This window comes from Bacillus sp. AFS023182, from assembly GCF_002560575.1.
In the GTDB taxonomy this organism is placed as follows: Bacteria; Bacillota; Bacilli; order Bacillales; family Bacillaceae_G; genus Bacillus_A; species Bacillus_A arachidis.
Genome location: NZ_NTRO01000003.1, coordinates 132,135 through 142,212, shown reverse-complemented (window position 1 = coordinate 142,212; position 10,078 = coordinate 132,135). Strand labels below are relative to the sequence as shown.

At 35.3% G+C, this 10,078-nt stretch carries 4 protein-coding genes, 3 pseudogenes and 1 riboswitch; of the genes and pseudogenes, 4 read left to right on the top strand and 3 right to left on the bottom strand.

The window, feature by feature from the left end; translation table 11 throughout:
• Window positions 1-1,132, bottom strand: a pseudogene (locus tag CN288_RS01615) (IS4 family transposase); the annotation flags it as partial.
• Between the two features lie 58 nt (window positions 1,133-1,190).
• Window positions 1,191-1,877, bottom strand: a pseudogene (locus CN288_RS01610) (IS6 family transposase).
• A gap of 66 nt (window positions 1,878-1,943) precedes the next feature.
• Here CN288_RS01610 and CN288_RS01605 point away from each other — a divergent pair.
• From CN288_RS01605 to pbuX, 3 genes and pseudogenes are all read left to right on the top strand, one after another.
• Window positions 1,944-2,255, top strand: a pseudogene (locus tag CN288_RS01605) (IS4 family transposase); the annotation flags it as partial.
• Between the two features lie 365 nt (window positions 2,256-2,620).
• Window positions 2,621-2,722: riboswitch (purine riboswitch) on the top strand.
• A gap of 106 nt (window positions 2,723-2,828) precedes the next feature.
• Window positions 2,829-3,422 carry a xanthine phosphoribosyltransferase gene (locus CN288_RS01600; RefSeq protein ID WP_026591814.1) on the top strand — a complete coding sequence of 198 codons (594 nt, stop codon included), beginning with the start codon at window positions 2,829-2,831 and terminating at the stop codon, window positions 3,420-3,422.
• Between the two features lie 2 nt (window positions 3,423-3,424).
• Window positions 3,425-4,747 carry a xanthine permease PbuX gene (pbuX, locus tag CN288_RS01595; RefSeq protein WP_098301753.1) on the top strand — a complete coding sequence of 441 codons (1,323 nt, stop codon included), beginning with the start codon at window positions 3,425-3,427 and terminating at the stop codon, window positions 4,745-4,747.
• A 16-nt stretch (window positions 4,748-4,763) separates the two neighbouring features.
• Here pbuX and CN288_RS01590 read toward each other — a convergent pair whose 3' ends face one another.
• Window positions 4,764-5,930, bottom strand: coding sequence for a DUF418 domain-containing protein (locus tag CN288_RS01590; protein ID WP_098301752.1), 1,167 nt, complete (start codon window positions 5,928-5,930; stop codon window positions 4,764-4,766).
• A gap of 490 nt (window positions 5,931-6,420) precedes the next feature.
• On the opposite strand from CN288_RS01590, the gene CN288_RS01580 reads away from it, so the two are divergent.
• Window positions 6,421-10,077, top strand: coding sequence for a dynamin family protein (locus tag CN288_RS01580; RefSeq protein WP_098301751.1), 3,657 nt, complete (start codon window positions 6,421-6,423; stop codon window positions 10,075-10,077).
• Window position 10,078 lies beyond the last annotated feature (1 nt).

Sequence of the window (10,078 nt, the reverse complement as noted above, 5' to 3'; positions counted from 1 at the left end):
ATAAAGGTGACATTCTAATCGCTCTTGTTTAATAGATTTACAACGATGAATTTGAAACCAAGATTTCCATATTTTAAATAACAGTTCAATCTGCCAACGTAGTGAATATAAATCATAGATTTTCTCTTTTGGTACTCATTCCGTAGGAATATTTGTCATATATACCGTAATGCCTTGTAAAAGTTTTGTACGCTCTGTATATGTGATTCCTTTTTTCTTTTCGCGAATAGCTCGATCACGTAGGCGTTTCTGTTTTTGCTCCTCGGTACATCTATAAACTACAATACGTGTAGGCAGTTTGTCTTTACTCCCTACATATACATCATGTAATTCATACACTTGACCAGGCTGTAATTGTTTCATAATGTCTTCCAAATGAATTTGTATATATACCGGTTTCAATTAAGTGGGTTTTGTTTTAAATACGACTGTTTCAAATTCTTTTCTATATATTTTAGTTGGTAACTTAAGACGAGATAAATAATATCCCTGCTTATCTTGAATAGACTTAAAGTCTTGTAGACGAAAATATCCTAAATCACGAATATACAGTTCATTCTTTTGTGCCATGCTTGTTCGAGTCGCACTATATGCCTGATCACTTCGTTTTCCTGGTTCAATTTCCACATCAGAAAATTCTCCACTTAACAAGTCATACTCTAGTTGAATTTTCACACCAGCTTTATGACTACATCCTCCGGCACCAGGATAAGTAGTTGCGAATCGATCTGGAACTTGGAAAGTTGTAGAATCAAGGACGAGAATCCGCTCAAAATAAGAAGAAAGAGAATGAGAAATCTTAGATACTCCTCCAATTTTAGCTTGTAGAAGTGTAGTAAATACAGTTCGAAAGAAGGGCTACAGAAGCCGAATTAAATCGTCGATTAAGTCCCCCCGGACTTAATAAAATTCCTGTTGAAGTTTCTAATTGACTACAAAGTTGAGTAAGAGAGGTAGTAGCGATTTGTTGGTTCAGCCATACACATAAAGATAAAAAATGGTGCCCATGACACTTGCGTTTTCTTTTCATCCTACCAGCTTCTATGGCTAATTGATTAAGTGTAGCGGGAGACATATATCGATATAACTCTTCGGCGAATAAAGATAATTCTTGTTTTTGATTCATATTCAGGTTCTGTTGCAAAGTTTAAAAAAAAAGCATAAACAGGTTGGTAAATAAGGAACAATGTTTAGGAAGTAGCTAGTAATTGTTGAAGTTCATTGTACGTTGAAAAGGCGGAGTCTCTTTGAAGACTTCGCCTTTGTTTATATAGGGCATGAATGGTTTCAATACCTTTTATCGTACGTGAAGCATGACGAAGATTTTGAAATCCTGCGGATTTGGCAAAACGTCTCTTTACATGCCTATGATCCTGTTCGATAAGATTGTTTAAATGTTTGATTGTACAATGCATTGTAGTTTAATAAAATCCTTGTTTTCTTAATTTGTTAAATGCACAAAGTAATGCCGGCGCTTTGTCTGTAGTGAGAACCGTTGGTTCTCCAAAATGTTTTACTAATCTTTTCATGAAGGCATAGGCAGCCTGATGATCCCGTTTTTTACGAAGTTGAATATCCAATGTGTGTCCATCTTTATCAATTGCACGATAGAGATAACGCCACTCTCCCTTAATTTTGATATAAGTCTCATCCAAATGCCAAGATAATCGTGCAGATTTATTTTTCATTTTCCAAATTTGATAGATGAGATTGCCATATTCATGAACCCATCGCATGATGGTTGTTGGGTGAACTGAAATGCCACGTTCTTTCAGAATTTCAGAGGCATCGCGATAACTTAAAGAAAAACGACAGTAGTAGCCGACAGCTACTAAAATAATCTCTTTCTTGAATTGTTTTCCTTTAAAATACCTCATGCCTGATTCTCCTAGATCCTGTTTTCTAGGGTGTAGCTCCATGTAGAAAACTTTGCAACAGAACCGTGCCACTTATACGGACAATTAATAAGTATCCCTCTTTGTTCTTCCACCATGTTTCAAATGCGCCAATTACTCCTCATCAAGAAGAAACGAGAATTAAGTGAATATAAAGCGATTTATATCATAAAAGATTATTTTTCACTTATTTATCAATCTTTACAAGAAAACACTCAAGAATTAATAAAGATATTGTTTCGTCTGTTTAATCTCTTACAGAAAAACGGCCGGAAATCCCATAGGTATGAGAAGAAAACAGTCTTTGATATCTTAAGCGTCGTATACAACTTTTCTATGTCTCACAATCATGTAGCGTAATCAAAAAAATGAAACCTGATAGGTTTATTTGGTATGCAAATCTTTAAAGAACTTACACTGGATCTCTAGAAAAAAGAAAAAATCTCACCTGAAATTAAACTTATATAAGCCTAGGTTGATGGGCATGGGGTGTAAGATTTAACTTGGAAAATTTATATCAAGGGGAGTATAAAGTGTATGGATAGAGAGGGAATAATAGCAATTACATAAGATGGGCTAGTTATTTTATGAGCCCATAGTAGAAAAATACAAGATGTAAGAGGTTTCAAAACTCGAACGAAAAAGATATTTCCATCAAATTTGTACGTGTTTTTTCCTGGAAATGCTTTTCAAAATAAAAAAAGTGCGTTATAATCCTTCTATAAAATAAATAGGTTAGCTACACTCATATAATCGCGGGGATATGGCCTGCAAGTTTCTACCGAAGTACCGTAAATACTTCGACTATGAGTGAGGACGAATATATTGCTGGTTTAGCATTCTTTTTTGCGAAGCTCTAAAAGCGCGTCTCTCACTTGTAACGAGTGGTAGCGGCTTTTAGAGTTTTTTTATTGCATAAGAGGAGGAACAAACATGAAAGTATTACAAGAAAAGATTTTAAATGAAGGAACGGTTTTATCTGGTGATGTATTAAAAGTAGATGCATTTTTAAATCATCAAATTGATCCAGTACTTATGCAAGAAATTGGAAAAGAGTTTGCGCAGCGTTTTAAAGAAGAGAACATTACAAAAATCGTGACGATTGAATCTTCAGGAATTGCGCCAGCAGTTATGGCAGCTTTAGAGCTTGGTGTAAAAGTAATCTTTGCAAGAAAGCGTAAATCGTTAACGTTACAAGATAATATGTATGTTGCGAAAGTATACTCATTTACAAAACAAGAAACGAATGAGATTTCATTATCTAGAAATCATATCAATGAAAGTGATCGTGTATTAATCATTGATGACTTTTTAGCAAACGGTCAGGCAGCCTTAGGCTTAATGAGTTTAGTTGAACAGGCTGGTGCAAGTATTGCCGGAATTGGAATTGTAATTGAAAAAGCATTTCAAGATGGAGGAAAGAAACTACGTGAGAGCGGTGTTCGTGTAGAATCACTTGCAGAAATTGCATCACTTGATAACGGTACTGTTACATTTGTTCAGCATGAGACTGCGGAGGTGAAATAGTCATGAAGCAACACCCATTTAAAATCGCATCCCTTGGCATTCAGCATATGCTTGCGATGTATGCAGGAGCAATAATTGTTCCGCTTATTGTCGGCGGGGGACTTGGCTTAAATCAACAAGAATTAACATACTTAGTATCCATCGATTTATTAATGTGTGGTGTCGCAACGATTTTACAAGCTTTATCGAATCGTTTTTTTGGAATTGGCCTTCCTGTTGTACTCGGTTGTACATTTACAGCGGTGGGACCGATGATTGCTATCGGTAAACAATACGGTGTTTCTTCTATATATGGAGCAATTATTGCAGCGGGATTATTTGTTGTTGTTTTTGCAAAGCTATTTGGAAAGCTTGTGAAACTGTTCCCGTCTGTTGTAACGGGTTCTGTCGTTACAGTGATTGGAGTTACATTAGTTCCAGCAGCTATTAATGACATGGCCGGGGGAGTTGGAAGTAAAGATTTTGGTAGTCTTGAAAATTTAGCATTAGCATTTGGTGTATTACTATTTATTATACTCATGTACCGCTTTTTTGATGGTTTTATCCGTTCTATTTCGATATTATTAGGGCTTTTATTTGGTACAATTATTGCAGCATTTATGGGAAAGGTGAGCTTCCAAGCTGTTGGCGAAGCAGACTGGTTTCACGGTATTCAGCCGTTTTACTTTGGCACACCAACATTTGAATTAACGCCGGTTATTACGATGATTCTTGTTGCTTGCGTTGGGATTGTGGAAGCAACTGGTGTGTATTTTGCCTTATCGGATATTTGTAATAAAAAGATCGGTGAAAAAGATTTAACTAAAGGTTACCGTGCCGAAGGGTTAGCGATGGTCCTAGGTGGTATTTTTAATGCATTTCCATATACGACTTATTCTCAAAACGTAGGTCTTGTCCAATTAACAGGGGTACGTAATCGCGTTATCATTTATACATGCGGTGGTATGCTAATCGTTCTTGGTTTTATTCCTAAGATTGCAGCGATTACAACAATTATTCCGAAGCCAGTGCTTGGTGGTGCTATGCTAGCAATGTTTGGTATGGTGATGGCATACGGTATTAAAATGCTAAGCAGTGTAGATTTTGCAAAACAAGAAAATTTATTAATCGTAGCATGCTCTGTTGGTATTGGACTTGGGGTAACAGTCGTTCCAACGTTATTCTCTCAGCTTCCAGAAAGCGTTCGTATTTTAACAGATAACGGAATTGTACTTGGAAGTGCGTCAGCTGTACTTTTAAATATTGTATTTAATATGGTTCCGCAGCGCAAAGCGAAAACAAAAGAAGGGCAAGTTCCCATGCAAAGTGCTGTAAGAGAGGCATAAGTAAAAAGCAAGGTTCTCATTGAGAAACCTTGCTTTTCTTTTTTAGTGGCATCAATTTCCCATACGTACCTAGGCGCCAAATATATTCAAGCGGACCGTACTGATAATGAGAGAGCCACCAGCGACTAATAAAGATTTGTATTGTATAAAAACCGATACAAAACAGTGGACCTATCCATAATGGAACCGGTAAGGAATTTTTGAAAACTAGACCAAATACAACGAGTGTGATAATTGTATGCGAAATGTAATTCGTTAGAGCCATACGTCCTACAAATTGAAATGGTCGTAATAACTTTTGCCATCTTTCCTTCTGTAATAAACGCATCAGTGTGAAAATGTAGAATATAAATAAAGTTTTACCACTAAACATCGTAAAACCACTCATGTAGATTGGTTCATAAGGTTGTTTTGTTACAAAGTAACGGATCATAAAGAACCACATTGGAAGTGTTAAGATAAGCATAATCATTTGCCATTTTTTTAGCTTTGAATCTAATTCTTTTGTTCGGCGGAACATGTCTTTTTTGCCAGCATATAAGCCGAGTAAGAACAATCCAACTGTTTCTGGTAGCATTGAAATATTTAACCAGATTGATTCAGAATAAAAGGCGTGAAAGCGATCTTGTACTTGTAACCTCCAGTTTTCTAAAGGCATAATTGGTAGGGATGATGTTAATTCTTCTATTGGCACAAACGCAATTATGACACTGGTTACTAATATGAAAAGTTGGAAAAGAGTTAATAGAATGAATGAACATACCAAAATGGTGTGTGGTTGTCTCTTATAAAATAATAACAAGAAAAATCCTGAGATTGCATAAGTATGTAAAATATCACCATCCCATAAAAGGACGTAATGTAAGAAGCCGAATAATAATAAAATGAGGAGTCGACGAATGAATAATATTTTTGGATGAGCTGTTTTTGCTTCAGCACGCTGCATAAAAATGAAAAAGCCTAGTCCGAACAAAAAGGAAAAAATAGTATAAAATTTCGTTTGAATAAACATGTCATAAAACAAACGAACATAACTGTCTATTCCTTCGTAACTGCCTGTAATATCACGAGAGTCAACACCAGCAATAACAGGCCAGTTAACAAGAAAAATACCAAATACAGCAACCCCTCTAATAATATCGATCGAATGAATCCTCTCGCTTTGTGAAATGTTTTGCGCCATTTTTTTCCTCCTTTAGGTAAATCTCTTTTATTATACAAAATGTAAAGGAATGGAGATAGAGGTGTTCCTAAATTTTGGAACTGTTAAGATGTTTATTATGAGATATAATAAAGTTGCACAACAAGTTGTTCACTCCTTTAAAACAGGTAGTAAAGAAGTTCCTTGTTTTCAAGGAACTTCTTTTTTAGAAAATAATATTGATAATGATTCTCTTTAATGATAAAATGTACTCAAAAGTGATAATCATTATCAAAAAAGGTTGGTGTGCTAAATATGGTATATGCATTTGTTGCAGGAACAGTTGCTGTGTATGCTATTGTTACAAAATATGTGTTAAATGAAGTCGGAGCAACAAAATGAACAAACTTACATAGAATCCCTTTCATCTGTTAAAAAGAATGAAAGGGATTTTTTATTTTTAATGAGAATATCCTGAAAATTTAGTATGATAATAGGGTAAATACATCATGGAATAAAGGGGAACAAGGGGATGACAAACATAGTACAGACAAACAGTATACAAAAACTTGTTTGTTTTTATGAAGAATGGCAGAAGCACGGCGACATTGAAAATAGCTTGAAGTTATTTGAAGTAATTCAAAAATATAAACAAGAGCAACTTATGATTGCTTTTTGTGGTCACTTTTCTGCTGGGAAATCGACAATGATGAATCACTTATATAAAGCTCAGTTATTGCCAACAAGTCCGATTCCGACAAGCGCGAATGTTGTTAAAATTGAAAAGGGACAGGACCGTGTTGTTGTGACAGTGAAATCTGGAGAGCATTATGAATATGATGGTGCATACTCAGCGGAGGAATTGAAGCAACTTTGTAAAAATGGTGATGAAATAATTGGTGTTCATATTTATCGAAATGATGCACCGATTCCTGATGGCGTTATGCTTGTTGATACACCTGGAATTGATTCGACAGATGATGCACATCAATTAGCAACAGAATCAACGCTCCATCTTGCAGATGTTATTTTTTACATGATGGACTATAATCATGTGCAGTCTGAAGTGAACTTGCAATTTGTGAAAGAATTGAAGCAGCGTAATAAAACGGTTTATCTTGTTATCAACCAAATCGATAAGCATAAAGAAAGAGAGTTATCATTTGAGAGTTATACGAAAAGTGTGAGCCAATCTTTTTCTAACTGGGATATTGAAGTAGACGGCATTTTTTATACTTCTTTACGAATGATGAACCATTCGCATAATGAAATAAAACGATTAGAAGGATTGCTTTCTTCTATTATGAAAGAGCGTGAGCAATATGTGAAAAATGGTATGGAAAGGGAAACAGAATACTTATTACAAGAGCATTTTTCATTCGTTCTTTCAGAAAATGAAAAACAATTAATGCCCTATCAAAAAGAATTAGCATCACCTCTGCCGCTCGAAGATGTGACGGAAAAGAAAGAAGAGCTTATTGAAAATAAACGACGCGTGGCTGGTAAAGAATCGGACGTGAAAAATGAATTTATTAAAGGTTTGCAAGCGATATTAGATAACGCTTACTTAATGCCGTTTGAAATGAGGGAGCTAGCAAATCAATATTTAGAAACGAAACTAACAAAATTTAAAGTTGGTTTGCTATTTGCAAAAGGAAAAACAGAACAAGAGAAACAAAGGCGTCTAGATGCATTTTATTCAGCACTAGGGAAGACCGTTGAGACACAGATTGATTTTCATGTGAAAGAATTTATTGTAGCTTTCTTAAAAGATGAAGAGATGTTTACGGAAGAAGTCGGAAAAGAGATATATGCACTGCAAATTTCTTTTGACCCTGAATTATTAGCAGAAACCATTAAACAAGGTGCAGGGTTTACAGGAGATTACTTACTTCTTTATACAGCTGATGTTGCGAATGAGTTAAAGAAAAGATACTTTATGAAAGCACAGCAAGTTTTCGAAAAAAGTACGAGCGTTTTACAGCAAAAGATGAAGAATGAGATTGCTCATATTGAACAAGAAATTGAGCAATATACTATGTTACAGACAGCAAAAGAAACAAAATTACAATACATTAAAGCGTATGATGAATACGAGAATTACTTACAAGGCATTTGGGCAGGTCATGTATCTGTACCAGATGGATTGCAAATAGAAGAAGTATTACAAGGGAAGAAACAGGTTGTAAATGAGAAGTTTAGATTACAAGAACAAGAGATACAAGATGAGAGCATTTCTTATCATGAAGAAAATATCAAAACAACAGCAACATTAAATATTCAACGTATATTAGAACAAGTAAAGGGTGCGGAAACGGTATTAGAACCTCTGCAGGCGCTGCAACACTTGCATCAAGAAGTTGTTGGGAAAAGAAAACGTGTTGAAACGAAACAATTTACAGTAGCGCTATTTGGAGCGTTTAGTGCAGGTAAATCATCATTTGCAAATGCATTGCTTGGTGAAAATGTACTCCCAGTGTCTCCAAATCCGACAACGGCGACGATTAATCAAATTTTACCGATTACAGAAGAAAAGCCTCACGGTACAGTAGTTGTTCAATTTAAATCAGAGCAAGCGTTATTAGAAGATATGAAAGCTGTTTATAAATTGTTTCATTATGAAATTGAGACATTTGAAGAAGCGTTATCACAAATAGATACGATTTTGAAATATCCATCACCAAGTGGAAAACAAAAAACAACGTTTAGTTTTTTACGTGCGGTGCAGAGGGGATATCAGGCAGTTTCTAATAACTTGGGGGAACAAGTGCAAGTTACGTTAGAAGAATTCTCTGATTATGTAGCAAATGAAGAGAAATCATGTTTTGTTGAATATATGGAATTGTACTATGATTGTGCTTTAACGAGACAAGGAGTCGCTCTTGTTGATACACCAGGAGCAGATTCTATTAATGCTCGCCATACGGATGTTGCATTCCAATATATTAAAAATGCTGATGCGATTTTATTTGTAACGTATTACAATCATGTCTTTTCAAGAGCGGATCGTGAATTTTTAATTCAGCTTGGTCGCGTGAAAGATACATTTGCGCTTGATAAAATGTTCTTCTTAATTAATGCGGCAGACTTAGCGCAATCTCAAGATGAGTTGGAAATGGTGAAAGGATATATTGCAGATCAACTCCTACAGTATGGTATTCGCAATCCACGTCTCTTTGCAATTTCAAGCTTATGTGCACTTGAGGAGAAACAAGGAAAGAGTATTGCAAAAGAAAAGTATGGTATTTTGGAAAATTCAGGGATTGCAAAGTTTGAAGAATCATTCACATCCTTTATGATGAATGATTTAATGCTTGTATCTGTCCATTCTTTATATAACGCATTGCAAAGCGCAGATCAGCTTCTGGCAAATATGATACAAGGAGCAAAGCAAGGGAATGATGAAAAAGAAAAACAAATAAAAAAATATGAAGCAGAACGTGAGCAGCTACTTCATATTATTTCATCGTATAGTGTACTTGCAGAAGAGCAAGCAATGCAAAATGAAGTGAAAGAACTGTTATATTATGTGGAGCAACGTCTATTTTTACGTTATAACGATGTATTTACTGAATTTATTAACCCAGCATCCCTTCGAACAGATGGAAATGTGAAAATGAAACTGCAAGAATGTCTCATGGAACTTGTAGCCTTTATTCAGTATGATTTATTACAGGAAATGCGAGCAACATCACTACGTCTTGAAAAATGGATCGATGAAGCGATGCAACGTGCAAGGAATGAAATCGCGGTGAAATGTAAGTTGGAAAATGAATCTATTTCTATGAATGGGACAGCAGATTACGAATACCAAATTATTACGCATAAAGAGCCGTTTCCTACTATAGAAATAAAACATTTTAAAAAGGCATTATCTCATTTCAAAAATGAGAAAAGCTTCTTTGAAAAAAATGATAAAGCAACAATGCAGGAAGATACAAAGGAATCACTTGAGCCCGTCGTATCTCAATATGTAGCTGATGAAGAAGAGATATTTATCCAGCACTATAAACAAGAATGGGAATTGAAATGGGATGCATTCAAAAAAGTCATGCAGGAAGATGTTAAGCAGTATTATGCAAGTGTATTATTTGCTTTAGCGGAAACAATCGATGTAGCGCTATATGAACAAAGTAAGGAACAATTGCGGAAACGGTTAACAGCAATCGAAAAGGAAATTCATATTTGAA

Coding starts and splice junctions, on each gene's coding strand:
- CN288_RS01600 (WP_026591814.1), top strand. CDS start 2,829: ATGAAAGTATTACAAGAAAAGATTTTAAATGAAGGAACGGTTTTATCT.
- pbuX (WP_098301753.1), top strand. CDS start 3,425: ATGAAGCAACACCCATTTAAAATCGCATCCCTTGGCATTCAGCATATG.
- CN288_RS01590 (WP_098301752.1), bottom strand. CDS start 5,930: ATGGCGCAAAACATTTCACAAAGCGAGAGGATTCATTCGATCGATATT.
- CN288_RS01580 (WP_098301751.1), top strand. CDS start 6,421: ATGACAAACATAGTACAGACAAACAGTATACAAAAACTTGTTTGTTTT.